Below are 24,431 nucleotides of genomic sequence, written 5' to 3' on the forward strand. Positions count from 1 at the left end.
CGCTGAGATACGCCCGAGCTGCGGAAAGCGTTCAGAAGCCGGGGACGATATCCTTATCATCGCCCCTTCCCTCGTTGATGCCATAGGCACCTGCGACGGTGGAGATCCGGTCCATGACGCGCTTGTCCGCCATCGCCTCGCTATCATCGTCTGCGGGTCTGGACAGATCGTCCTGGTCCGGTTCCTGGGTGACGGCGGTATGTTCTTCGGGTAGGCCAGGATGGCGCTGCTGCTGAACACCTCCCTCGTCCGCAAGCGCGGCGCCAGCGCTTTCATCGTCGGACGCAAGACGACGGTCGACGCCGCGTACTTGCCCAGTCCAATCGTCCGGCCGCGACATCGGGCAGTCCGCGTAGGGTCCGTCGCGCAACACCGGCGAAGGCAGCACCCGCTCGGTGAAATTGTGATCCTCATAGTATCGCAGCTTTTTGGCCCGGATGGGGGGCAATCCCGAAACCAGCACCAGTTCGTCCGCGGGCGGCAATTGCATCACCTCGCCCGGTGTCAGCAGCGGGCGGGCGGTTTCCTGGCGGCTCACCATGACATGCGAGAGCCAAGGTGCCAGCCGGTGGCCCGCATAGTTGCGCATGGATCTGAGTTCCGTGGCCGTGCCAAGCGCGTCCGAGATTCGCTTGGCCGTGCGCTCATCATTGGAGGAAAAGGCAATTCGCAAATGGCAGTTGTCCAGAATGGCGTTGTTGTCGCCATACGCTTTGGAGATCTGGTTCAACGATTGCGCGATCAAGTAGGCACGAATTCCGTAACCGGCCATAAACGCGAGCGCGGTCTCAAAGAAGTCGAGGCGACCGAGCGCCGGAAACTCATCCAGCATCATGAGCAGTTGATGCTTGCGGCTCTTCTTTGGGTCACCCTCGAGGCGCTCCGTCAGCCGCCTGCCGATCTGGTTCAGGATCAGTCGCACCAAGGGCTTGGTGCGCGAGATGTCCGATGGCGGCACGACCAGATAGAGCGACATCGGCCACTCCGCATCCATCAGATCGGCAATGCGCCAGTCGCAGTCCGATGTTACCGCCGCCACGGTCGGATCACGGTAGAGGCCGAGAAAAGACATGGCGGTCGAGAGGACGCCTGAACGTTCGTTCTCCGATTTGTTCAACACCTCTCGTGCCGCCGAGGCCACGACGGGATGGACCTGAGGCTTATTGGCCGCGCCGAGATGGTTGGTCGTCATCATTCGCCGCAAAGTCGCGGCAAACGAGCGTTGCGGGTCCGACAGAAAGGTGGCGACGCGGGCAAGAGTCTTTTCCTCTTCGGCGTAGAGCACGTGCAAGATAGCGCCGACCAGGAGTGAATGACTGGTCTTCTCCCAATGATTCCGCCGCTCCAGCGCGCCTTCCGGATCGACTAGAATGTCGGCGATGTTTTGGACATCGCGAATCTCGTCCGAACCTTTGCGTACCTCCAGCAGCGGGTTGTAGCGGGCCGATCGCGGATCAGTCGGATTGAACAAAAGGCAATGCGAGAACCTCGACCGCCAGCCGGAGCTCAGCTGCCAGTTCTCGCCTTTGATGTCGTGAATGACGGCCGAGCCGGACCAGGAGAGAAGGGTTGGGACAACCAGTCCGACGCCCTTGCCGGAACGTGTCGGCGCAAAGGCCATGACGTGCTCAGGCCCGTCATGACGCAGATACCGGTCCTTCAGTTTGCCGAGGAAGACGCCTGCCGGCTGAAACAGCCCTGCTTTCTCGATCTCCCGCGTCGCCGCCCATCGAGAGGAGCCATAGGTGGTGACCAAGCCGCGCTGGCGCGCGCGCCAGAGGGAACCAGCGATCGCAGCGGCACAGCCCATGAATCCACTGGTGCCCGCAAGCATGCCCGCCTTGTCGAATACCTCGGGCGCATAGGCATCGAATTGGAACCACCATTCCAACAGTTTCCACGGCTCGTAGATCGGCCAGCCAGCCGCGACAAACCATGGCGCGCCGAGTTGTTCCTGAAAGGCTAGCATATGAGCGCACCATTGCGTGGCAGCCCACACGCCGAGGAGAACGATGGCGAACACAATGGCGATCTGCCCAATCAGAAGCTTCGTGGGCGTCACTGGCTTGCTCCGCTGTTCTGGAGAGATGGATCGAGCATCGCCCGGGACGGCCGGAACAGGAATGCGCCCTATGTACGACTTGGTGCGATGAGAGGCTGTTTGGCGCGCCGTTGCTCTCCTTCGAGGTGTATCAATATTCGCGCATTCCCGAGGACTGCTATGTCGGAGGGGACTCATATCGTTCGTGCCTATCGTGAGCACGTGGTCGGGGAGCTGGCGGTGGCATGCGGGCAAGCCGCTGAGGAAATTCGTAACATCGAGTCCGGTCTGAGGTACAACAAGCCTATCGAGATCGGATCGCGAGGTAGCCCTGCCCGCCATGGGAATTCCTCAGGCGAGTACCGACATATTGGGCGCTGCCTTATAAGTGGAAGGCGCCTTCCCGTTGCCTCTATCGCAGATAAGTTACCTTCCGGCCTTCGCGCTGGGTTTCCCAGCTGGACTGCGTTTCAGTCTCAATTCGCTGTGCTTCTCGTGAGCCAGACACCATTTCTCGGACTGTGAATTGACGACATTCATTGTTCGACAAGCCCTCGCCGGCGATCTGTTGGGCAGAGGCGGCTATCACCCCGGCCGTGGCACATCCGCGCGCTGCAGAACCTCGATGAGCCGCCTGCTCAAACGCCCAGGCGGGTGCAAAGATCCACAGACGCGTTCCGCCCTAGTTGCGAAGCATATGACCGGCATTTCGCAACGCGCCTAGGAAGAGGCCGGCATGGTGAGTGACATCGATTTTGGCCTGCATTGATACCGGCATGTTGGTCCAATTCTCCAACGGTGCAATGAAGCGGGAGAAGGTACCGTCGACGACGCAGTAGCGGCTAATAAGGCCTTGTCTGTCCAACGTCACCACACCAATCTGCCCACCTCGATATCGGATGGCTGCGAGCCGTTGGACCTCGGCGTCATCATCGATCCGCACATCGAAAAGCAGGTTTCCGCGGCTCCTCGCGGCTATCTCCGCCGCTTTGTCATTGAAGCTCAAGCAGAGTGAGCGGACGCTTTCCACTGCCATCTGGAAAACCAACAAATCCAGTTCATTCACGGCCATGTGGGCAGTTGAGCCAATAAATGGATGATTGCAATGTCGCACACGGCTTGTTCACAGGTGTCGGCGACTGATCGTTCGTGGCTTTCTGTCCGCTGCCGGCGATGGAATATTTGAAGGACGGCGGGTCCCGTATTTCCTGTCGCGTTGGCAACCGCGGCGGCCACCTGCCGGGCGGCAGCGGCAGAGATAATGTCATAGACAGGTGGAAGCGTGGGCTTTCTGCCCTTCAATAGTTCCCTGACCCTACAGATTTGCACGCGCGGCCGCAGCTTGCCGCCCGCCTCAACGGATTCGGCTTCTCTGGCAGCACGTTCCATTGCTGCGGTCGCCTTGTTGAGCGTCACCAGAACGCCAAGCTTCGTGGCTGGCAAGATCGCCAACTCGCTCAAGCTCACGACCTCTATTCGATGGACGGGCACGGCCGTGCATCGCCGCGGCAGGGGACAACATCGTCGTGACCGACCCTCAAGCCCTATATCGTGTCGGCGGGATCGTTCACCAGGAACGGCGAGATCGCCGTGGAGGGCAAGCCCTTCCACATCGTGGCCGTCGGCGGGAGCGGCAAGATCCACGATCAAGCAGCTGAGAAAGATCACGCATATAGCCACGATCCCGCGGTCCAGCCGATCTACATTTGAGGACGACCAGATCAAGCAGCGCGCCCTGTCGAATTTGGGTCCGGGATTGGCAGTTGGTCTATCCCTTCCTGACCATGGAACGCTCGATCCAGTCATGGCTTATAAGGCGGAGAGCGGCGACCAGAGCGCAGATGAGTACGCGCTACGAGATCGGCTATCGCACCAATTCGAGCGGATCACGATCGATGGCGACACCGTGGCTTTCTTCGAGGGCGGGAAGCCGCTTGAGGCCTGCTACGCCGGCGACGGCTGTGAAATCCTGACCTCGAAGAAAGGAAACCGCATGGGCGTCAAATTTCGCTTCGGCGTCGCCTTGGCCTCCTCACACTTGTTTGGCTGACTCAGCGGGCAACCCGGTCGAGAAAAGCGTCGAATGCGGCAGCGACAACGCGCATCGCAAAACGATGCTGCCGCCGTACGCGGACAAAACCCTTTTCGATGTCCACAATCCCGTCCTTGGCAAGCATCGCCAAGCGTTCAGCTGAATCGAGAAAATGGATTGGATCAGATCCGTGGGCGGCACAGATTGCCGGCACATCGGCCTCGAGATCGCACATTAGTCGCTCGATGATTGCGGCTCGCGCGCGGTCTTCGTCGGTGAGACGGTAGCCCTTTGACGTCGCCAGACGGCCAGCTGCGATGTGCCGGCAGTAGGAATCCCGTGTAACCTCGTTCTGGACGTAGCCCTCGCCGACACGCCCGATAGCCGACGCGCCGAAACCGATCAGGGTTTTGCAGGTGTCGGCCGAGTAGCCCAGCGAGTTGCGCCGCAGGCGACCGGTTTTCTGTGCCAGCGCGAGATCGTCGTCCGGCAAGGCGAAATGGTCGAGCCCGATCTCTCGGTAGCCGGCGGCAATCAGCGTCACGGCAATGGCCGCATCCTGTTCGGCGCGGGCAGCGCTGCCCGGAAGCGATGCCTCCTCGATGAGGCGCTGATTCTTAATAAAGGACGGAATGTGCGAGTAGCCGAACACCGCAAGCCGGTTGGGGCGCATGGCGACCGCCGCCCTCGTGGTCTCGACGCAAGACTGCACCGTTTGATGCGGGAGACCAAAGATGAGGTCGAAGTTGATGCTTGTCACTCCATGCCGACGCAGCATTTCGACGGCAGCCGCCGTCTGCGCCTCACTCTGGACCCGGTTGATCGCTTTTTGAACAATGGGATCGAAGCTCTGCACGCCGAGGCTCGCGCGGTTCACGCCGGCTGCTTGCAAGGCTTCGGCCATATCGGCCGTGAACGTGCGTGGATCGATCTCGACGGCGATCGTAGCTGTTTCCGCAAGCGCAAAGTGGCGGCGCAGGAATTCCGTCAGGGCGAGGAACTCAACTGGCCCCATGAGAGTTGGCGTTCCGCCGCCGAAATGCACATCGCTCACGGGCAGCGCCTGCGGCGCGTGCTCCGAGACCAAACGTATCTCGTCACGCAGCGCCGCCAGATAATTAACGATCGGCGCATCATGGCGGGTGATGGTGGTGGGGAAGCCGCAATACCAGCACTTTGATCGGCAGAACGGAACGTGCAAGTAGAGTGACGCCGGATCGTTAGCCGGTAGGTTCCTGAGCCATTCCTCATAAGCGTCGGCGCCGACCGCCCCAGAGAACTCCGCGACAGTCGGATAGATGGTGTACCAAGGCAGGCGGGCTTCGCGATGTTTTGTGGTCTGCAACAGTTACCGTCCCATGTTGTTGCCTTCCATCCTTACCACTGCGCTCTCCTGTGTCTTTGCGCTATATCAGTCCGGTCCGCTTTGGGCCTGATTATTTCGCAGCGATAGCCCCATTCAGCCTTGGCTGGACAGCGATGGTATGAGCACGCGCTGGTCAGCGACAAGCGCCATGGGTTTCCCGTCGAGACTTTCCCGCACACCGTTTGGTGCTACTATCCTATCCTATCCCCTCCCTTCAGCGTCCGATGGAACGCAGCATGCCCCGTCCGACCAGTCGATTCGGCGTTGGGACCAGACTTTTGCTCGCCGGCTGGTGCGTAAGACGGCGTCACGTAGCGATACCTGGCATCTCGATGAGTTCGTCGTATTAATTGCCGGCACGAGGCTTTGGCCGTGGCGCACCGTCTGTCAGAGCGGGAATTGTGCTCGAGGAGACCGTCCAGCTCCGCCCCTGCCAAGGCTGCAAGCCTGATGAACCAATTTAGAAAGTAGCGCTACGCCAGGCGCATGATCACCGACAAATCGCGCTCCTGTGGCCCGGCAAAGCGCCGGGGTGAAGCGCAACTCAAGCATCGCTCGCAACTGACAATCGAGCGAATTCGCATGTGCTTCCGTAAAAACAAAAATGGCCCATGCACGGCTTCCGATTCAGAGAGGGCCTTACAACGGCTCGTCTCGACCTTCCCGCCTTTCGGAACCACTTTGTCCGGACTAGCTGGAAAGCTGGTGCACCTCGCCACCGCCGAGGTGTGGCCCTTCGCCCTAACGAGGACGCTTACGCCTAGGCATGTCGGCATCAGTGGGGCATCTCGGCTGACGTACCGAGCGGTGCACTCGCATGATGTCAACAATGTCGAGGCTCAAAACAAACAAAAGCTATCGCCATTGAACGATACTGTCACGAAGCGAACAGACGAACCATGTCCGAAACATTTGCTTTTCGTGCTCAGCTTGACCCTCAGAGCAAAAAAGGAAACGCAAACCAAGGTCCGACGGCAAACTTGAGTGTCAATCGTAGCTTGGTCGTGAGGTTGGCACGTCATTTGCGGGGTGATTTTCGAAGCCGTTGTGACGGTACGCCCGCAGCTATCGGAGATCATCATGGCGATCGACTCGGAAGTGTTTGATTCCTCCCCGGGCATTTCAAGCAAGTAATATTAGAACAACCAACTTATTGTGTTGAAGTATGATTCAGCTTCATCGCCCCTGTTGTTGGATAATTATTATGATCCGTGTGTCACACTGCGATAGGCGCAGCGCGATGTGCATCGTTTTCGATTGTGGGGACAGGAAGGGCTGGCTCGTTCGTTGACGTCCCCTTCTTCAATATTTGAACGGAGATCAAGAATGAACATCAGGAGCCTCCTGCTCGGCTCAGCTGCGGCCCTGATCGCCGTTTCCTGTGCCCGAGCCGCCGACGCCATCGTCCTGGCCGAGCCTGAGCCCGTTGAATACGTCAAGATCTGCGACGTTTACGGCGCTGGTTACTACTACATCCCCGGCACCGAGACCTGCCTGCGCATCGGCGGCTATGTCCGTTACGACATCGGCCTCGGCGATGTCGTATCGTATGACAAAGCTAGAACCACGGATGTGAAGACTGGCGAGGCCCAGGGCATATGGCAAAACCACACGCGCTTCACATTCAAAACTTGGACCGGGCAAGAGTCCGAACTCGGTACATTGCAGACCTACATCGAGACCCGCATGAACTACGGCAAGCACACCGCCTATTCCGGTTCGGACAGTCCTCGATACTATGCCTTCAGCCAAGGCATCACGTTGACTTTCGCCTGGGTTCAGCTTGGTGGCCTCCGAGTTGGCAAGGACTGGTCCGCCTTCGACATGTTTATTGGCTACGCGGGCGACGTGCTCAATCAGATGCTTATCCCGTACGGCGCCTTCGATACTAATGTGGTTCAGTACTACTTTGACGCCGGTAACGGCTTTACGGCTGTGGTTTCACTCGAAGAAGGCTCGGGCCTGGTCGGCACCATCGACAGCTACGTTCCGCACCTAGTCGGCGGAGTGAAATACACACAACACTGGGGCGCGATCACCGGCGTTGTCGCTTATGATAGCAACTACGAATCGGTCGCCGGCAAGGTCCGCATCGACGTCGATGTTACCGACCAACTCTCGCTATTCGGAATGTTCGGCTATGGCTCCAGCGGCAAGCTCAACGATGACGTCACTAACGCAATCGACGCTCATGGTCGCGGTTTCTACAAAAGTTGGGGCGGTAACTGGGGTTTCTGGGCCGGCGCCACTTACAAGCTCAATGAGACAACTTCGTTGAATCTTCAGCTCTCGGGTGATCAGCTCAGGAACTATGGTGTCGCTGCAAACGTTGCCTATGCGTTTCTTGCAGATTTCACAATTACAGCCGAACTCGACTATGACCGCTACGGCGACTTCGCCGTCGGCAAGGTCGACCCTTCCATTAGCTGGGCTAATGCCAACAAAAAGAGCAGTGTCGGCGGCATCCTCCGTTTCGAACGTTCATTCTAACGGGAGGAAGAGCTTCATCTCGGTGGCCTCAGGCGGCGAATGACGATTATGCGGGGGACCTGCCACGCCTGCGGCAGATAAGCCCTGACACGTTTGCAATCGGATACAGCTGCGATTAGGGCGCGGCCGATGCCCCGCTTGCCGGGATGTGACAGCTGGTAAAGCGTTGCGGCAGGTTTGCTGGCGGTCCCGGCGCTTGCGCTGACGCGTGCGGCGCAGTCCGGCGACACGGTGGAGGCCGCCGGCAGATGGGTGGGCGCGTGATCGCCGAAGCAATCGCCGAACTCGCCCAGTATCCCAGCTTCGATAACGACTGAATCGGCGTTGACTCAATGCAACCTTGGCTTCCGGAGACCGCGCTGACCGCCGCCGGCCTGACCGCGCTCGCCGCGCAGGATGCCTTCGGACAAGCAAATCACCTGCGTCAAGGCGCCCTTTAAGTCGCTGATCGACCATGTCTTTATCTCGCCCAATCTCGTGCCGGGCGGCCACGATTTCATGATCCTCGCGCTCGACCGAACCATCGAGCGGTTCCTGGAAGTGTCCGATCATCGCCCGGTCCTCTTCCGACTGGCCGGGCCTATCGGTGAGCGTTAGATCCAGAACGAGGTTACACGGGATTCCTACAGCCCGCACATCGCAGCTGGCCGCCTGGCAAAGTCAAAGGGCAACCGTCTCACCGACGAAGACCGCGGCGAGCCGCAATCATCGAGCGAGGACGAAATAGGGACAGCGAAGGGTTTTATCCGCATGCGGCAGGAGGATCGCTTTGTGGTTAGCGCTATTGCTGCGTATTCGATGCTTTTCTCGACCGGGTTTGCCAGTAGGCACAGCCAAGCAGCGTGAGGGGAGGCCAAAGGGATAACCAATCGTCGCTAAACGGCATGCTCCAGCAAATAACGGCAAGGCGGTAGCGGCGCGCTTGAGCCCCGGTTGAAGTGCTTGGAGTTTTTTCCGAATGGGCGAGCGTTGCGACTAATGAAGGCGTCACATCATTCGACGGTGACTGATTTTGCCAGGTTGCGTGGCTGGTCGAGATCTGTGCCCATGAAGAGCGCCGTGTGGTACGCAAGAAGCTGTATCGGCAGCGAGAAGATCATCGGCGCGATAATCTCGTCGGTGGCCGGCAGCACGATCGTGTGCATCGTATCGAGTTTCGATGCGGCTGCCCCTTTTCCATCGGTGATGAGGATAATGCGCCCTCCGCGGGCGGCCACTTCCTGCATGTTGGAGAGGGTCTTGTCGAAAAAGCGATCATGTGGCGCGATGACGATCACTGGCATGTTCTCGTCTATCAATGCGATAGGACCGTGCTTCAATTCACCCGCCGCATAGCCTTCGGCGTGGATGTAGGAAATCTCCTTGAGCTTCAGCGCACCCTCCATCGCCAGTGGGAAATTTGTGCCACGGCCGAGATAAAGGACATGATGACACTTTGACAGTTCGCGCGACAGAAGCTCAATCTCCGGCTGGATGCTGTCCAGTACCTGCCTCATGACGCCCGGCATTTCGGCGAGGCTCTCGACGAGCGCCTGCACCTCATCTTCGGTCACGGTTCCGCGGGCCTTGGCTGCGTGGATGGCGAGTGCGGCAAGAGCGGCTAGCTGGCAGGTGAAGGCCTTGGTGGAGGCGACGCCGATCTCTGGGCCGGCAAGGATCGGGAAGACCACATCGGCCTCCCGAGCGATGGTCGATTCGCGCGCATTGACGACAGCGCCAATTTTCAGCCCAAGCTGCTTGCAGTACCTCAGCGATGCCAGCGTATCGGCGGTTTCGCCCGACTGTGAAATGAACAGAGCCGCAGACTGCGGCGACAACGGAATCTCGCGATAGCGGAATTCGGATGCAACATCTATTTCGACCGGCAGGCGCGCATAGCGCTCGAACCAGTATTTTCCGATCAGCCCGGCGAGATATGCGGTGCCGCAGGCAGAGATCGCCAAGCTCGGGATCTTGGCGAAGTCGATGCCAAAAACCGCATCGGCACCATTTTCGATGAAATTGATATAATGACCGAGCGCATCGGCGATGACCTCGGGCTGCTCGAGGATTTCCTTCTCCATGAAGTGGCGATGGTTGCCCTTGTTGGCCAGAGTGGCCACGGCCACGGAGGTCTGGCGCGGACGCGCGACGGGGTGGCCGTCGTAATCAAAGATATCAGCGCCCGTCCTGCCGACAACTGCCCAGTCACCGTCGATGAGATAGGTGATTTCATTCGTGAATGGAGCAAGCGCGATCGCGTCGGAGCCCAGGAACATCTCGCCGTCGCCGTGACCGATCGCCAGCGGTGGTCCATTGCGCGCCGCAATGATGGTCGACGGATCATCCTCAAAGAGGATGGCAAGCGCGTAGGCACCCCTGACGCTTTTCAGCATGGCATGCACCGCCTCACCACGCCTCATGCCCTCCCGGCGGTGCCTTGCCAAGAGATGCGCAAGGACCTCAGTGTCGGTGTCGGTCTGGAACTCGGCTCCCGTCGCCGCCAATTCGTCCTTCAGTTCGGCGAAATTCTCGATGATGCCGTTATGGACGACGGCCACACCATCCGTGAAGTGCGGGTGTGCATTGCGTTCCGTCGGTGGCCCATGGGTTGCCCAGCGGGTGTGGGCGATGCCGATGGTACCACCCAGCGGCTCTTCCTTGAGTCTCCTCTCGAGATTGACGAGCTTGCCCTCCGCGCGCCGGCGGTGCAAGGTGCCCTCGGTGATCGTCGCAATGCCGGCCGAATCATAGCCGCGGTATTCCAGACGCTTCAATGCGTCGACCAGGCGTTCCGACACCGGCTGTTGCCCAACGATGCCAACAATTCCGCACATGTTCTTCTCCGAATTCTTCCCGGCAGCCTTAGCCGACGCAGACGAGGGACGCCGCCCGGCATGCGCTCAGTTAGAGTCTTCTAATGGAATCCAGTAAGTTCGGTAAAATTGATTGTTGGGATAACCATCATCCACGCCATGGATGAACTAAACCTCAGTCCAATGCGGGTGATGTGAACCGGGGCGTACGCTTCCGCCTTCAACGGGCTGCGCATGTCATGGCCGGCGCCCTCACCTGCGTTAATAGCATGCAAGCCGGCCGGAGGAGACGTGGAATACTTGGGCCGAGTGCGAATGGGTAGCCCCAGCGCACTCTTTGATCTCGCCGTTCAATTGTGCGGACGCTGCTTCATGCATCATTCCTCGGCTTGCTTCTCCAGGCCGGACGCAATGGCTCCTTTCGGCGACGAGAAGCAAACCCTCTTCCGATCCCTGGGGCCACGCACCACGTCTTGGCTATCCGCATGGGCCGTGCGGCAGCCCGAGAATCGGTTGCCACAGTACCGGCCCATTCAGACGTCCCCTCCAGCGGATGCGCAACAGGCTGGCGTGAGAGATCTCGAGAAACCCGGCCACCGCCTCCGTTTTGCCGACGGGCTGCGGCTTTCCGATGCGCGACAATGGCCACGTTGCGAGGCGAAGGATCCGTTCCATACGCGTATCGGTCACCGTCACGATCCGGGTGAGATTGTTGGCCAAGCCGAATTCGATCATGCCGGCGAAGAGCTCGTAGGTTGCTTGGGCAAGGCCGCCTGCCGCCTTGGGCGTTGATGGGGGCAAATCGAGCGCGAAACGGCTGCTTTCCCATATGTCGGGACTCGCGGGCGCCACAGCCTCACCCAGCAGCGCCGGGAATGTGTCGCGCAACATGGTCGGCCCAGTGGTTGGCAAGAGGCGCACGCAGCCACGAATTCGCCAATCGGATCCCTTGAGCAGCAGATAGACAGGCTTCAAGTCGTCAAAGGTGTCTGTTTCCATTTCGCCTCCCGTCTGAACTTCCCAATCGAGCCTCTCCTTGAAAACCCGATATCTGAGCCCGTGCATCTCTTTGAGCTCGCCTGCGAATTCGCTGTAGAGGCCAGGTGTGATCAGCTGAATCATTCGTCGCCTCCGTGCGGGTTGTGTTCCCGCCATCGAAGGGCAAAGCGCACAGCGATGCAGCCTGTAGACGTTTACAGCTATCCTCGCGGAAGGATCCGGATCTCGCCTGACCGGAGGCAGCCAGCCTGGCAACCGCATGGATCGTCCTAACGCGAGCTTTGCTTGGCATTTTCCAGATGGAAGGTCCCCTTGGCCTTTGAGACCTGCTTTCCAAGGCGTATTCGCGAGTTTGATCCATGCCTTTATGGTCTTGGAGAGCGTGGCGGGCAGGCTACACAGTGGGTGGCCGAGAGGTCGGGAATCAGTTGGAATGGAGGAATTCGTCTCGCCAAAGAGGGGATCTTTTGCAATGCACTGCCTGCCCGACACTCCCGCTTCAACGTCACGCGCCACATACCGCCGAGTAACAGCCGGACCGGCGACGCCGGCTGTGCTGGTTGTTAGCCTGATCAGCGGCAGCACGGTGAATCTGAGCCACGTCGCCAGCCATTTCCACGGACCGGCGAGCGTAGCCTCCAACGATCGCCGGCGGCGACGCTTCTTCCAGTTTACCAGTTCGACGAGGACTGGCTGGCGTGTACGCTGGTGGCGCGGCTCAACCTACGCCCGCCCTTGCGGCTGTGCCTTGACTGCACCAATTGGAAGCAAGCACATAAGGTTCGCATCAAGGAGCGAGGCAATATGCATCGTCGTAACCTGATTAGAGGATTCATCGCGCTGGGCGTGTGCCCGATCTGCGCCCAGACCGCGCGTGCGGCCAGCGCCCATTGGGGATATGGCGGCTCGGTCGGGCCGGAGCATTGGGCCGATCTGGACACGAGAAATTTCGCCTGTTCGGCGGGCAGGCAGCAGTCACCCATCGACATCGCCGGCACGGTAAAGGCGGATATACCGCGCATCGACATCAGTTGGCTCAAGGGCGGCGGCAGGATGGTGAACAACGGCCACACCATTCAAATCAACATGCCGGAAGGCAGCACCTTGACCCGCGGGGATCGCGTCTACCAACTGGCACAGTTGCATTTCCACGCGCCGAGCGAGCATCACGTGGCGGGCATGAGCTTCCCGATGGAAGCGCATTTTGTCCATAAAGACACAAAGAGCGATACTCTGGGAGTGCTGAGCGCCCTTCTTACGCCTGGCGCGACAAATAAAAGCTTTGCCGGTCTCGCCAAGGTCTTTCCGGCCCGGCCCGGCGAGGAGATGGCAGTTGACGAGTTCGATCCCAACGGGCTTTTGCCGGCCTCGCTCGGCTACTGGACCTATGAGGGATCACTAACGACTCCGCCCTGCACCGAAAACGTGGAGTGGATGGTTGCAATGGAACCGGTCGAGGTCGACACCGCAGACATCAAGCGGTTTACGACGCTTTACGCATCTAACGCGCGGTCGATCCGTCCCTCCAATCGGCGCTTCATCCTGGGCCTCAGCTAAGGTCATCGCGCGCGTCAAGCAAAACCGCGGTAACAATCGGGGGGTTTCGAACAGTACGACGCCACCCTGGTGGCGCTGGCATCGACCATAATGCCCTAGGGTTCACAAAAGCATGACCGGATCATGGGGAACTTGTGGGCCGCTTGCTTGCGGAGAACTGGGTGGCGTCACCGACACCCGTACACTCCGGCCCGGATCTGCTTGATCAGGGATTGATAAATTCGACGCGTCGCTCCCGTGCTGCGAGAACCCTCCTTATACTGGACCAATTAAAATCTCCAAAAGTGGCAGTTTAGTTTGGACCAGTGAACTGCAATATTGGCTTGCAGTCAGGGAAGCGATCGTGACTGGTCGCGCCGGTCATGGATTGCTTGCGCTCGAACTGATGGAGTTGCCTGGATGTTTGAGGGTCCCATCATCGACGGTCGAATTAAGAATATTGCATCGGGATTTAGAGCCGTGAGCGTCTACGTCGATGCCACTTCAGCTGGAGAAGGACGTTTCGATCCCCGATTGCTTGGTGAAGCCTGCGATTGCGCGTTGGCGGATGGCCCGGCTTGGGCAGAAGCTCATCTGGCGAGTTGGTCCGACGCCTACGTCGTCTTTGGCGCGAAGCCTAACCGTACGCCGTGCTCAGCCCAGGCCCTCAGAAAGCGGGTTCTGAAAGACGGCACTCTTTCGACGATCAACCCGATCGTCGATCTCTACAACGCCATCAGCCTGAAATACGCAGTCCCGGTGGGTGGAGAGAATTTTGACGCCTATGTCGGAAGACCCCACCTGACGATCGCTGACGGGAGTGAGACGTTCGACACCATGATGAATGGAGAGGCGGTCAACGATCCTCCCTTGCCCGGTGAGGTCATCTGGCGCGACGACATTGGCGTCACCTGCCGACGCTGGAACTGGCGACAGGGCACTCGAACCCGCCTGAAGACCATAACAGGCCGGATGTGGTTCGTACTGGAGGCGTTGGAGACCATGCCGGACGATGCATTGGCAGAGGCGACGGATGCCATGGTCGGAGGGCTGAATGCCTTGATGCCTGGCTGCAAAATCGCGAGCCAAGAAATTGCCATCGCCGGATGAGGTTTCCGGTCGAGCGAGCGGATCGCTGGCCGCCCGGGGCATCCGGCGCGATCGATCCGATCGAGATTATCAAGGGCTGAGAGAATGAATGTCGATCTCCATCAGTTGCTCATCGTCTTTGCTGCATATGTCATTGCCGCGGGGAGCCCCGGCCCGAGCAACATGCGCATTATGGGGGTTGCGATGGCGCGCGGCAGAGGTGCTGCGCTCATGCTTGCCTCCGGCGTCGTCAGCGGCTCGATCTTTTGGGGTTTTATGGCCTCCACCGGCATCTCCGCCCTGTTGGCCAGGTACGCCCAGGCACTGCTCGTTCTGCAGGTTTTCGGGGGGCTTTACCTGCTATTCCTCGCCTTCAGGGCGGGACGGTCGGCGCTTACGTCGAACGAGAAGCTGGCGGTGCGCGCATCGACCGACCAAGTCGCTCTTTCGCGGGGTGAGCTCTATAGGAAGGGCCTCTTGATGCATTTGGCGAACCCAAAATCCGTGCTGGCATGGATCGCGCTCGTCACGCTGGGGATCGGTCCGAATTCATCGTGGCAAAGCATCGCGGCGATATTGGGTGGCTGCGCCATCCTAAGTGTCACGATATTCTGCGGCTACGCCATTGTCTTCTCCACACCGCCTATGGTGGCTCTATATCGCCGCTGCCGCCGCTGGATCGAAAGTCTGTTGGCGATGTTCTTCGCGTTCGCCGGGCTGCGTATGCTGCTTTCCCGTATGTAGTTTCGAAAGGAATGGATGATGACTTTGTTTCACGGCCTGTCGGCGTTCCCCCTTACGCCAACCGATGCGGAAGGGCATGTCGACACCGAGGGTCTGGCTCGTTTTCTCGAGCGTATTCAACGCGCCGGAGCGGACTCCATCGGCCTTCTGGGGAGCACGGGCGGTTATGCTTACCTCACCAGGGAAGAACGCAAGCGTGCCGTTCAGGCTGCCGTGGAATGCATCGGCGGCAAAACGCCTCTTGTCGTGGGTGTGGGTGCATTGCGTACCGATGAAGCTCAGGCTCTGGCGCGCGATGCCAAATCCGCTGGCGCTGACGGCCTGCTCCTGGCACCGATGTCCTACGTTCCCCTGAACGAGGACGAAGTCTTCCAGCACTTCGTCGCCGTGGCCGAGGCGGGGGAATTGCCTTTGTGCATATATAACAATCCAAGCACCACGCGCTTCACATTCAGCGACGCATTGATCGCCCGGCTGTCAGAGGTGTCCAACATCGTCGCTGTGAAAATGCCTCTGGCGGCGAATGACGATTACGCGGGGGAACTGGCACGTTTGCGGTCGATGACGACTGACACGTTCACAATCGGATACAGCGGCGATTGGGGCGCGGCGGATGCCCTGCTTGCCGGATGTGACACCTGGTACAGCGTTGCGGCAGGTCTGCTGCCGGTCCCGGCGCTTGCGCTGACGCGTGCAGCGCAGTCCGGCGACGCGGTGGAGTCCACTCGGTTGAACCGCGCTTTCGGGCCGCTCTGGACCTTGTTCAAACACTACGGCAGCTTCCGCGTTATGTTCGTCATCGCCGACTACCTCGGTCTGGCGCACGTCCAGCCACCGCGCCCTATTTTGCCGTTGCCGGAGGACGCCGGAGATGACATTAGGCAGGCATTGGAGAAGCTCGAATAGCCGAGCACAGGGCATGCCCAGTGCCACTGCTAGTTAGGCACCCGGCGCGCGGGCGTTCCGCGCACCGTTCGAGATGGAAGTTGGGCGGCGCAGAATTGGATCGGGTTGGTCGCGCTTTGGCTTTGCGGTCTCTTCGGTGGTGAAATGGTCGCAACGTTATCGTGCTCCGGTAGCGCCGGGAAGATGGGCGGCCATCGCAAACGCGTTCTGCAGCCGCATCGAACTTTCATCCGCGACCAAACGACCGGAAGTAGAATTTCGAGCTGATCGTAGGCCGCTCGCTGCCTGAAGAGGGTGCTCCGCGCTACATCGGTTTCGTCTATGGCTATGATCGCGAGCCGCAACGGCGCATTCTCGACCATCTCAAGAAGCAGCCCGTCCAAGCCAATCAGGATATCACCTTCATCACCGACGGTGGGGAAGAACGCCGACTGGTTCCATATCACCGTGCGCATCAGGGTCCTTCGGCAGTTCGTGCAAGGGCTCGAAAACCAGGATGAGCAGACCGGACAGGACCTGCTCGAAACTCTGCGCAGGATCAAATGGCATCTCTGGCATGTTGACGTCTATCGGGCCCGTCACGAAATCGCCGACCTGCAATTCGACGCGGAAGGTCTCGAAACAGGCTAGCCGAACATGCGCAAGTTCCTGACCGCCATCGGCGAGTTCACCAGGCCTACATCGCCTCCAACAGTGCCAGCCTGATTATTACGGCGAGCGTTAGCGGTCCGGAGATCGCATCTCTTCGGCCCTCGTCAAGGCCACCGTCAACGCCGTTCCAAGCGGTTCGCCAACAAGCGGCAGATGCAGTGGAGCAGGATCGGCGCACATCTTCTGCTGCAAACCCGCACGCAGATCCTCGATGACCGTCCCGACGCGCTTGGCGTGCAGCCCCTCACCTCGCCCGCGCCCCGCGGTGGTTCTTGCCAAGAGACGCTCGCTCGCATCTAACGAAAACCGCCGCTGCATTTAGCTGCATCCATTGTTCGGATGCGTGCGATCCAAACAATCAATTTGTTCAATCAGCTTCTTGAAAGCTAACCCTTGTTTGGTGGAACATGGGCTCTGGTCGTCGACGCTGGCTTAATGCAGGGGCTGCACGCAGGAGATACAATGCACAGAGATCGCAAGCGGGTTAGCGGCATAATGGCTGGCCGACCGGTGTCATCCCCAGGCTGCTGCAGCGTGCGGCTTGTCTGTCCCTCCATGATCTCTCGGAAGACAGTTCCGAATACTGCGACCGGTTGCCCGCCTTGTGTGTCGCCTCGATCTCATAACCGATGGTGAGCTGCTCAATGGGCTATCCTTCACCGGATAAGAGATGAAGTGCGAACGCTCCTCGGGGATCATGCCGATCGTACGTACGTCCTGCTTACTCTGGTCAAGCATAGAGCGCAATTTGTTGGCCCAGCTATGAAACTCTTGCCGGAAGTTAGCTCTGCCGCGTGCGTGATGGCTTGAGCGGACTGACGCAACGAAGGCTCACGAGTATTCGGTTCCTGCCGTCATTATGACGAGACTCAACGGTACCTTCAACATCGGCGTGGTTCGACTCGCCGCGCGAAAACAGGCAAATCTCGATTGAATCCGTCACGCGGTGTCAGCCTGGCATTGGTGCCTTCCCTTCTCAACAACTATCAAATCAGCATTCACGGATAGCCCAGTTTCTCACGTGCCGTAACGCCGTGCCTTCAGTTTCCACGTTCGCGTCGAGCTCGCGAGTGGCCAGAGTTCGGAACAGAACCGTCGAAGTCTAATCGCCGCGAAATTCAACGGAGGGTCAGCGGGGCCACGGGGGCAAAGTGCGACGGTGTCTAAGCCGTCTTTATGAGGGGAGAGGTATACATGGTTTTCCTGTTCCAGCAGCATCCGGCCGCACACCGAAGCAATGAGGAGCTAGAATTCAGATCAGACTTTCGCAAGGCGCGCACCGCGCATCAAACGCCGTTTCGTTGTGAAAAAAGGCTCAGTACCGACAACGTTTTTGTAATCGCCCTGGCGGCCTCGTTTGCGCTCTTGTTCGGGATACAGAGGCAGGACCCACAGGTCGACGAGGCGGTCCTAAGTGAACTGCGAACGATTCAGATCAACTACGCATTGCTCCAGCGCGATGTCGCCCGCGCTCGAACCGACATGGTATTGGACTTCCGCCCCGTTGATTCTACCCTCCAAGCATTGCAAAGGAACGTTACAAACTTGCAACGCCTTGCCGAGATTTCGCCCGATGAGAGCTCCGGAGCGCACTCCAGGTTGCTTGCACAGCTCAAAAAGTCCGTCGAGAACACAGAGGCTGCCATCTCGGCAGCGGCTGCGCAAAATGAGCTTCTGCAAAGCTCTCTCGTACGGTTTGCTCGCTCGGTTAATCGCCTTGAGGGGGCGCCGTCCAACAGGCTTGAACTCTCCAATTTGATCCTTCAGTTTTCGGCCAGACCGGGATTCAGCCTCGCATCACAGATCGATCAGTCTCTCAGCCGACTTCCTCCGAGCCAGGACCAAGCCACCCACGATGTTGTCCGCAACGGCCGCGCTATCCTGTCCGCGTTGTCGAGAGTGGACCGCGCAGCCGATCGGATCGCATCCTTTAACACGTTCGCCAAGGGCGCCGAACTGGAGCGCGAATATCTGAAAGACTACAGCTTGGCCAGCGCGCAAGCGCAGCGCACACGACTTTTCTTTGGCTCGGTGTCCATATGCCTCTGCTTGTTTGCGATCATTCGGGCCTTCAGGCTGCATGTGCGGACGAACCGGTTGGAAAGGCGGCTGGAGCTTGAAGAGGCAATGCGTGAGATCGAAGCTCGCTTCAACGAAAGTAAAGCAAAGAACGCGTCGCCGCGCTTTTCAACCGAAGCAGCGCTTAGACTTGTTCAACGCGCTTTCGACGCGGATCAATGCGCGCTTGCTCAGGTGGATCCGAGTCTCAGCAGGCATACCGAGTGCTTTGTGACGAACACGTGCATGCGTGTCTGGAACGTCGCGCTTCTTGATGAAGTCGTTTCACTTGTCCGCGCCGGACGGCCAGTGTTTCGCGTCGTTCCGGCGGCGGAAATGGTTCGCACCGCCCTAGACACTTCCGGTGTTTGTCAAATTGTTGCTTGCAGGGCCTCCGATCAGCAGGCTGTGGTTTGCATCCTTGTTTTTGAACGAGATCGCTCACTCCCCTCAGCAGGCGACCTGTGGGTTCTTGCCAGTGCCATTGGGCGTTTGAGCAACCATCTTGAAATGCAACGTGTAAATGCCGAACGCGACCTTCTGGTGAGTCGATGGGAGCAGGTGGAAAGGCTGAGGACCGTCGGCACGATCGCAAGCGGCGCCACACATGAGTTCAACAATATTTTAGGCGCAATAATCGGATATTCAGAAATTGCCCAAGGTCTGGTGCGTCGCCCCTCCAGAATACGGAACCACATCGACCAAATCATCTTAGCTGGACACCGCGCCAAGCTGATCGTTGACCAGATCTTGTCACTCAGCCGAAACCGCAAGCGCGTTGCATTGCCTTTCAACGTCTCCGAAATTGTCATGGATCTTGCGCCATTGCTGCGGGTTACAGTTCGTGCGGGTGTTCAGTTGAACTTCAAGATCAACGAGTGGCAAACGGTGGTCGAGGGCAGCCCAACCGAGATGCAGCAGATCCTCATGAATCTGTGCAAGAACGCGTCGGAGGCTGTCTTGAACGAGGGCCGCGTCGAGGTTAGCGTTTCTCGCGCCCAGGTGTGCCAAACCAAGCCGCTGGCTCAGGGCACCTTGAGACCTGGAGATTACGTCCTCCTCTCCATCAGCGACGATGGCCCAGGAATCGCAAATTCGATACTTCCGCATGTCTTTGAGCCCTTTTTTACCACGCGCTCTCTCGTCGGCGGGACCGGGCTGGGTCTTGCTGCGGTTGACAGGCACGTGAGCGCGCTCGCAGGATGCCTAGACGTCACCTCGGTTGTTGGCCGAGGTACGCGCTTTGATATCTACTTGCCAGCCTCCGAGGAGGAGCCAGTCAGCGCTGACGTCACTTTCGGCCCATACAACGGATCACCGGCCAACGGCGGAATCATTGCAGTCGTGGAGCCCGATCCAGCAGAGTTGGAGATTCACAAGGACAATATCGCCGCGCTGGGTTATGAGCCGATCGGCTTCGCGACCTTCGAAAGTCTTTGCGGCTGGATCGAGAGCGGGAAGGCAGCTGACCTGCTGATTTTGGCGAAGACGCCTTTCCTCGAGCGAGGACGGGCCGAGTCCGTATGCCCCACCATCATGGCGGTGCCTTTCATAGTCATCGGTGACATCGACCCCATGCCGGTCACATCTGACAATCAGGCCTTCGTCCTTCGGCTAGCGAGACCGGTCTCGTCCAGGACAATAGAGCATGCGATACGTATAATGATGATGGCGTGATGCCGCCGACTCGCTCATTCTATGCAAGTAATGTGAGAAGGCCTGGCAAAAGACATCGAAGCAGAACAAAACGACGCGTCGCATCACAATGGACTTATCGATCCCGAGACGTTGTTCTAGCCTTAGTGCTTGTTAAGGAGGTCGGCTACTGTCTCTCCCCGTCGCCGGGCATCGGCGGCGAGCCATACCTCTCCCACCTCGTACAGGTCACCTTGGGTGTGGAACGGCACAATGACGTCAACGGCAGCCGACAGCATGTCAAGAAGCGTTCGATCTTCCACAGCGGCTCCTTGCGGGCTGCTCTTGACGAGGGAAAAGAGCTTTTTGAAGCCCTGGACCGGATCGGCCCCATGGATCGTTGATATTGATCCCGCATGGCCGGAGACGACTTCGCTAAGGTAGGCCCATGCAGCATCATCGCGCATCTCGCCGAGCAATATTCGATCAGGGCGCATGCGCAAGCTCGCTTGCAGCAGTTGCTCGGCTGTCACCGCACCTACGCCGGCTCGGTCCTTTGGATAGAGTAACCGGACATGGTTCTCGTGCGGGATTACAAGCTCCAGCGTGTCCTCGATACTTATCAGTCTCTCTTGCGGGGGTATAGCGTTGATCAAAGTCTTGCTCATTGTCGTTTTGCCGCTTCCAGTAGGTCCGCAAAGCAGCATCGTGAGCCGTCCCGAAACACACGCTTGCAAAAACTTCTCCAAGTCACCATCGTCGTATTGCTGAAGAATAGTTTCGTCCTGCCGCTCTTGGCGCTGTTTTCGTGACCGCCATTGATTCCAACGTGAGTATTCGTAGCGAGAAGAAACTTCCTTCAGTTCGGTCACACGACTTGAAGGACGCCGTATCGTCAGGCTTACTGTTCCTGAGGGAACAGCGGGCGGCAAACAGATCTGTAGCCGCTCTCCGTTCGGCAGCTCAGTCGCACAGAGGGGGCTTTGCGGTCCGACATCTTGCTTGCGCAGCGCTCCAGCGAGAATCGCGATGTCCTCCAGATCGTTATAACCTAGCGGTAGCGGATGTTTCGTGAAGACGCCGGCTTGTCGCACAAACGCTTCCCCAGGCCGGTTGATAGCGACCTCTTCGGTCCTCGGCTCCTCAAGCCATTTCAGAACGGGGTCGAGAAGCAAACGCAATTGAGGGTCAGCCTCCGATCGCATTGTTGTCTCTCCGGCGTTGGCGATGTTGGGGGGCTGGCGCCACGACAGTTGCCGTGAGACCGTATACATCCGAGAAATCGAGGTCGCGAGCCACAAAGATGGATACAGCATCTCCCTGGTTTTTCTTCAGGGTTGGCGGAATGTTGACCGTCGCTCTCAATGTCGTCTCGACGGCTTGTCCGCCATTGCTCTGGAAGCTGTCGATGCCGCTTCCTCCGCCAGAGCTCGCCGCGTATTGACCGGCCGCCTGGAACGCGCCTTGAAGGACGCTCATCAGCATTGCTCCGCCAAAGCGTTCCCGGAAGTGATTATCCACCGTGCCAGGCACTCCGGAGCGGCCGAGCTCGTCAGCGCCCGGCGATGCTATCGAAACGAGGGCATGGTCAGGTGTTTCGATGCGCGTCCACAGCACGAAGACACGCGCATCCCCCTGTTCGAGACCGTGCTGGATCTCGCCAATCACCGTCGTCCCACGAGCCAAGAGCACGACATTGTTGGTGGCGCCGCGGACGTCTTTAGGTAAGACGCACTTCACATAGCCGGGCAAATTTGTGTCGACCGCCGTTTGCAAAAGGCAAGGAATGATCGTTCCCTGAGTAATCACGAGATCAGGGTGCGGCAAAAGTGTGGCCCGGCTCGGCTCCTGTATATCTGGCTTCAATCGGCCTGACAGATCGCCACCGGTCGAGATCTCATCCGCGGTCGCGGGAGCATCCTTGTGGGCGTCTTCGCTCCGCTGAGCCACGTCGGGCTTTTGACTGCCGCTGCTGTAGGCGAAAATTGGTGATTCCTCGGGCGGCGGTTCAGCTGCTGCGGGTTGCGGCGTGGATGGCGCAGGATCTGACGCCTGCGCCGCCTTTGCAGGCGCTGGAGGTTCGGGAGCAAGCTCAATAGGCACGGGGCGGAACGGCTCGGCGTTGGGGGAAATTGGCGGGTTTGGCTGAGAGGGTTCGTCTTGTGTGCTGGGACGACTTCCGAGCCAGATGAGCGACAGAGATGAGATGAGAACAAGACCGGCGACGGCCAATTTCTGTGGTCCCGAAACATGCCGGCGGGCCGGCTCCGAGACCAACGATGCGGATGCATTTACATCGTGTCCCGACTGTGGGCCGGTTTCATTCATCGGCCCGAGCCTTTCAAAACGCGCCACACGTCGGGTCTCACTGTACCGGTGCCCGGCGCTCGTCCAACAGGATCATAAGCCCTGTTGAAAATCGACAATACCGTATTGCCATCTCTCAGACGCCATTCCCGGGCGACTGCGGATACTTCAACATAGTCGCCTTTGACTGTGAAGTTGGCAGCGGCTTCCTTGCCATCGGGATTGATGATGTAGAGGGAGGGTATACGGGAATTGCTTGCGAAGCCAAATACGGTGGTAAAGCCATTGTCGAAAACCTGCAGCGGCGCCAGCGATCGATCGCCCTTTGCGACGTAGTGAAAATTGCTTTCGTCGGAACTGGCAGTTGTACCGGGCCGATTCAACAAATCCTGAACCCTCTGTTCCTGCTGCACCTTTGCCCGGGCCTGACCAAGAATCGAGCGCTTTTCTGCTGCCTGTCTCAAAGCAGCGGCCTCATCACCGGGATAGGTGAACTGCACACTGTAGTATAAGTCAGGTTGCTGCTCATCTAATTTTGGCATCGCTCTCGTTGAAATGCTGAAGACATATCTGCGGGTACCGGACTCACTGTCGGCCAGAACGACGACCGGCTGCGGCGGCAGGATCCGGCTGGCCTTGAAGAACAGGTAGTTGGCGCGTGGGAGCGCAGCCAGGTCTTTGCTATTGGAAACGGCCACGGCTGCGACGGTCTCGTTGGCCGCGAATGTGACGACCAGCGTTGCCCCCACCGCGGTCGACAGGCGCACCACTTCGTCGGGACGGTAAGCCAAGTAGCGCATCCGTGCATCATGCTTGCCGGCAAGCGGGGTGTCTTCCGCGGAAGCCTCCAGCGTTAAGAGTAGTGAACAGGCCAGTGCGAGAAACGCTCTTTTTGTCATGGCTGCACGTCACCCAGGTTCGACACGCTATCTTCCGAGGTTTGATAGGAAGTGACGAGTAGACCTCCCGGATTGGTGAGCCTTGATTGGGCAGGCAGATCTGTCAGGCGCTCGTAGCGGATGGTTGCGGTCCAGGTGGTCACCAACGGCATCTGCCCATCGATGGAAAGGGTGCGTTTGTATCGGATCTGTTGAACGTCCGGACTGATGTCGTTTGAGGAAATATGCCCGACTTCGAGCTTGCCGAGCTTGCCGACTGTGACTTGCGGCGAGGTGGGATTCGGATAATTGAAGAAATCTTGATATTGCTGCCGCACAGCCGGTGCGCTGAAACTGGATACGAGGTCATAGCCGTATTGGGCGGAATCGGCTGTGTAGCTCTCGCGCAGGCGTACATATTCCCACAGCGAAGCATTTATGACGGCTCGCTCTTGGGTTGCCGGCAGTCGAGAGACTGACACTTCGCTGTCAACTGTTCCATCCGGGCGCACCCAGAGGAACACAGGTACGAGCTTGGCCAACGGGACCATGGCAGCGATGGTAAATGCCTGCGCAACATTTCCTAGGACCGCCGCTGCCGCAAAGGCTATGAGGGCCTTTGACAGGCGCCGCGCAGACTTCGCTCGTGAAGTTTGAAACGCTTCCACCTTCTTATAGTGGGCGGCTAGCGTTTCTCTCTCCACCAGAAGGGCATGTTCAGGAAATTTCACTTGGGCTCTTTCGCACATTCGACTTGAAGATCTTCAGGGGAGGTTTCCCATTGTCCCACGTTCAGTTGGAATGGCGAACCCGTGCAGGTCGCAAGCTTATCGGTTGTCTTGCAGGCCGCCAAAGCCAGTATTGACAAAAGTAGATAGTATTTCATGTTGAGGTACCGCGCTTG

The 24,431-nt window shown here is 58.7% G+C and carries 19 protein-coding genes and 2 pseudogenes; 10 read left to right on the forward strand and 11 right to left on the reverse strand.

Annotated features, from left to right (window positions below; translation table 11 throughout):
* Positions 1-31: 31 nt before the first annotated feature.
* From EB235_RS31955 to EB235_RS31965, 3 genes are all read right to left on the reverse strand, one after another.
* Positions 32-2,062 carry a conjugal transfer protein TraG gene (locus EB235_RS31955; RefSeq protein WP_006329207.1) on the reverse strand — a complete coding sequence of 677 codons (2,031 nt, stop codon included), beginning with the start codon at positions 2,060-2,062 and terminating at the stop codon, positions 32-34.
* Positions 2,063-2,723: 661 nt separating this feature from the next.
* A complete protein-coding gene (locus tag EB235_RS31960) occupies positions 2,724-3,113 on the reverse strand; it encodes a hypothetical protein (protein WP_027033449.1) in 390 nt (129 codons plus the stop codon).
* Complete coding sequence (locus EB235_RS31965) at positions 3,104-3,502, reverse strand: hypothetical protein (protein WP_006329204.1); 399 nt, start codon at positions 3,500-3,502, stop codon at positions 3,104-3,106. The genes EB235_RS31960 and EB235_RS31965 overlap by 10 nt, the downstream gene beginning before the upstream one ends.
* 34 nt (positions 3,503-3,536) lie before the next feature.
* Between EB235_RS31965 and EB235_RS31970 the strand changes: the two genes are divergently transcribed.
* Positions 3,537-4,091 carry a ZinT/AdcA family metal-binding protein gene (locus tag EB235_RS31970; protein ID WP_224713089.1) on the forward strand — a complete coding sequence of 185 codons (555 nt, stop codon included), beginning with the start codon at positions 3,537-3,539 and terminating at the stop codon, positions 4,089-4,091.
* Between the two features lies 1 nt (position 4,092).
* On the opposite strand, the gene hemN is transcribed toward EB235_RS31970, so the two are convergent.
* The gene (gene hemN / locus EB235_RS31975) at positions 4,093-5,418 is read right to left on the reverse strand and encodes an oxygen-independent coproporphyrinogen III oxidase (protein WP_010914012.1); all 1,326 of its coding nucleotides are present in this window, start codon (positions 5,416-5,418) and stop codon (positions 4,093-4,095) included.
* 1,347 nt (positions 5,419-6,765) lie between these two features.
* Between hemN and EB235_RS31980 the strand changes: the two genes are divergently transcribed.
* Together EB235_RS31980 and EB235_RS31985 are read left to right on the forward strand one after the other, a co-directional pair.
* Entirely contained in the window at positions 6,766-7,929 is a 1,164-nt protein-coding gene (locus tag EB235_RS31980) for a porin (protein WP_027033446.1), read from the forward strand.
* A gap of 396 nt (positions 7,930-8,325) precedes the next feature.
* Positions 8,326-8,526: a hypothetical protein gene (locus EB235_RS31985; RefSeq protein ID WP_027033445.1), complete on the forward strand. Its 201-nt coding sequence runs from the start codon at positions 8,326-8,328 to the stop codon at positions 8,524-8,526.
* 395 nt (positions 8,527-8,921) lie between these two features.
* Here the strand turns inward: EB235_RS31985 and glmS are convergent, their stop codons facing one another.
* Positions 8,922-10,745, reverse strand: a complete 1,824-nt coding sequence (glmS, locus tag EB235_RS31990; protein ID WP_027033444.1) for a glutamine--fructose-6-phosphate transaminase (isomerizing) — start codon at positions 10,743-10,745, stop codon at positions 8,922-8,924.
* Positions 10,746-11,201: 456 nt separating this feature from the next.
* The gene (locus EB235_RS31995) at positions 11,202-11,846 is read right to left on the reverse strand and encodes an acyl-homoserine-lactone synthase (protein ID WP_027033443.1); all 645 of its coding nucleotides are present in this window, start codon (positions 11,844-11,846) and stop codon (positions 11,202-11,204) included.
* A 681-nt stretch (positions 11,847-12,527) separates the two neighbouring features.
* Between EB235_RS31995 and EB235_RS32000 the strand changes: the two genes are divergently transcribed.
* The 7 genes and pseudogenes from EB235_RS32000 to EB235_RS32030 all read left to right on the forward strand — a co-directional run bounded on the left by EB235_RS32000 (position 12,528) and on the right by EB235_RS32030 (position 20,384).
* On the forward strand, positions 12,528-13,280 hold the full coding sequence (locus EB235_RS32000) for a carbonic anhydrase (RefSeq protein WP_027033442.1): 753 nt from the start codon (positions 12,528-12,530) through the stop codon (positions 13,278-13,280).
* A gap of 399 nt (positions 13,281-13,679) precedes the next feature.
* A complete protein-coding gene (locus EB235_RS32005) occupies positions 13,680-14,369 on the forward strand; it encodes a B3/B4 domain-containing protein (RefSeq protein ID WP_027033441.1) in 690 nt (229 codons plus the stop codon).
* 84 nt (positions 14,370-14,453) lie between these two features.
* Positions 14,454-15,092 (forward strand): LysE family translocator, encoded by a 639-nt coding sequence (locus EB235_RS32010; RefSeq protein WP_010914002.1) that lies wholly within the window; start codon positions 14,454-14,456, stop codon positions 15,090-15,092.
* An 18-nt stretch (positions 15,093-15,110) separates the two neighbouring features.
* Positions 15,111-15,998: a dihydrodipicolinate synthase family protein gene (locus tag EB235_RS32015; protein WP_027033440.1), complete on the forward strand. Its 888-nt coding sequence runs from the start codon at positions 15,111-15,113 to the stop codon at positions 15,996-15,998.
* A gap of 112 nt (positions 15,999-16,110) precedes the next feature.
* Positions 16,111-16,238 (forward strand): annotated as a pseudogene (locus tag EB235_RS32020) (IS630 family transposase); the annotation flags it as partial.
* 14 nt (positions 16,239-16,252) lie between these two features.
* Positions 16,253-16,862: pseudogene (locus EB235_RS32025) on the forward strand (ISKra4 family transposase); the annotation flags it as partial.
* Between the two features lie 981 nt (positions 16,863-17,843).
* A complete protein-coding gene (locus EB235_RS32030) occupies positions 17,844-20,384 on the forward strand; it encodes a two-component system VirA-like sensor kinase (protein WP_027033437.1) in 2,541 nt (846 codons plus the stop codon).
* A gap of 122 nt (positions 20,385-20,506) precedes the next feature.
* On the opposite strand, the gene virB11 is transcribed toward EB235_RS32030, so the two are convergent.
* The 5 genes from virB11 to EB235_RS32055 are packed head-to-tail and all read right to left on the reverse strand — an operon-like array spanning position 20,507 to position 24,413.
* Entirely contained in the window at positions 20,507-21,547 is a 1,041-nt protein-coding gene (gene virB11, locus EB235_RS32035; RefSeq protein ID WP_027033436.1) for a P-type DNA transfer ATPase VirB11, read from the reverse strand.
* Complete coding sequence (virB10, locus tag EB235_RS32040) at positions 21,531-22,670, reverse strand: type IV secretion system protein VirB10 (protein WP_027033435.1); 1,140 nt, start codon at positions 22,668-22,670, stop codon at positions 21,531-21,533. Before virB10 ends, virB11 begins: the two co-directional genes overlap by 17 nt.
* Positions 22,667-23,548 (reverse strand): TrbG/VirB9 family P-type conjugative transfer protein, encoded by an 882-nt coding sequence (locus EB235_RS32045; RefSeq protein ID WP_027033434.1) that lies wholly within the window; start codon positions 23,546-23,548, stop codon positions 22,667-22,669. Before EB235_RS32045 ends, virB10 begins: the two co-directional genes overlap by 4 nt.
* Positions 23,545-24,258, reverse strand: coding sequence for a type IV secretion system protein VirB8 (locus EB235_RS32050; protein ID WP_027033433.1), 714 nt, complete (start codon positions 24,256-24,258; stop codon positions 23,545-23,547). The genes EB235_RS32045 and EB235_RS32050 overlap by 4 nt, the downstream gene beginning before the upstream one ends.
* Positions 24,255-24,413, reverse strand: coding sequence for a type IV secretion system lipoprotein VirB7 (locus EB235_RS32055; RefSeq protein ID WP_080680416.1), 159 nt, complete (start codon positions 24,411-24,413; stop codon positions 24,255-24,257). The genes EB235_RS32050 and EB235_RS32055 overlap by 4 nt, the downstream gene beginning before the upstream one ends.
* Positions 24,414-24,431 lie beyond the last annotated feature (18 nt).

The organism is Mesorhizobium loti R88b (assembly GCF_013170845.1).
In the GTDB taxonomy this organism is placed as follows: Bacteria; Pseudomonadota; Alphaproteobacteria; order Rhizobiales; family Rhizobiaceae; genus Mesorhizobium; species Mesorhizobium loti_B.

Excerpts from the sequence above, each read along its gene's own strand:
- EB235_RS31980 (WP_027033446.1), top strand. The coding sequence starts at position 6,766 with ATGAACATCAGGAGCCTCCTGCTCGGCTCAGCTGCGGCCCTGATCGCC.
- virB10 (WP_027033435.1), bottom strand. The coding sequence starts at position 22,670 with ATGAATGAAACCGGCCCACAGTCGGGACACGATGTAAATGCATCCGCA.
- EB235_RS32045 (WP_027033434.1), bottom strand. The coding sequence starts at position 23,548 with ATGACAAAAAGAGCGTTTCTCGCACTGGCCTGTTCACTACTCTTAACG.
- EB235_RS31995 (WP_027033443.1), bottom strand. The coding sequence starts at position 11,846 with ATGATTCAGCTGATCACACCTGGCCTCTACAGCGAATTCGCAGGCGAG.
- EB235_RS32055 (WP_080680416.1), bottom strand. The coding sequence starts at position 24,413 with ATGAAATACTATCTACTTTTGTCAATACTGGCTTTGGCGGCCTGCAAG.
- EB235_RS32015 (WP_027033440.1), top strand. The coding sequence starts at position 15,111 with ATGACTTTGTTTCACGGCCTGTCGGCGTTCCCCCTTACGCCAACCGAT.
- EB235_RS31960 (WP_027033449.1), bottom strand. The coding sequence starts at position 3,113 with ATGGCCGTGAATGAACTGGATTTGTTGGTTTTCCAGATGGCAGTGGAA.
- glmS (WP_027033444.1), bottom strand. The coding sequence starts at position 10,745 with ATGTGCGGAATTGTTGGCATCGTTGGGCAACAGCCGGTGTCGGAACGC.
- EB235_RS31985 (WP_027033445.1), top strand. The coding sequence starts at position 8,326 with ATGCCTTCGGACAAGCAAATCACCTGCGTCAAGGCGCCCTTTAAGTCG.
- EB235_RS32010 (WP_010914002.1), top strand. The coding sequence starts at position 14,454 with ATGAATGTCGATCTCCATCAGTTGCTCATCGTCTTTGCTGCATATGTC.
- virB11 (WP_027033436.1), bottom strand. The coding sequence starts at position 21,547 with ATGCGATCGGAGGCTGACCCTCAATTGCGTTTGCTTCTCGACCCCGTT.
- EB235_RS32005 (WP_027033441.1), top strand. The coding sequence starts at position 13,680 with ATGTTTGAGGGTCCCATCATCGACGGTCGAATTAAGAATATTGCATCG.
- EB235_RS32030 (WP_027033437.1), top strand. The coding sequence starts at position 17,844 with ATGGTTTTCCTGTTCCAGCAGCATCCGGCCGCACACCGAAGCAATGAG.
- EB235_RS32000 (WP_027033442.1), top strand. The coding sequence starts at position 12,528 with ATGCATCGTCGTAACCTGATTAGAGGATTCATCGCGCTGGGCGTGTGC.